At 40.2% G+C, this 239-nt stretch carries 1 protein-coding gene; it reads right to left on the bottom strand.

Annotated features, from left to right (window positions below; all coding sequences use genetic code 11):
• Positions 1–17: 17 nt before the first annotated feature.
• Positions 18–239, bottom strand: a 222-nt coding sequence (locus R0J87_RS24355; RefSeq protein WP_498889622.1) for a hypothetical protein, incomplete at its 5' end; no start/stop codon positions are given.

Here is a 239-nt window from a genome sequence, read left to right as displayed (position 1 = left end):
GTGTGGAGCACGCTTGGTCAAATTTCCCGGACTATTATAAATCTACTCGTTGGAATGGCACCACTAGGAAAGACAATTTTAGAGACTGTAAACAGCTTCTTGAAATTTTCTAATGCTGCAATGGAAGCAAATCCGGCAATTGGACAATTTATCGCAGCTGGCTTATCTCTTATTGGTGTTGTTAGAGCGATTGTTCCAGCAATGGTTGCTGTGAGTTCTTTGACTAATGGATTTAAAGA

Origin of the sequence: Halomonas sp. SIMBA_159 (assembly GCF_046536035.1) — a bacterium.
In the GTDB taxonomy this organism is placed as follows: domain Bacteria; phylum Pseudomonadota; class Gammaproteobacteria; order Pseudomonadales; family Halomonadaceae; genus Vreelandella; species Vreelandella venusta_A.
The sequence above is the reverse complement of the archived record's forward strand: the minus strand, read 5'-3'. Positions and strand labels throughout refer to the sequence as shown.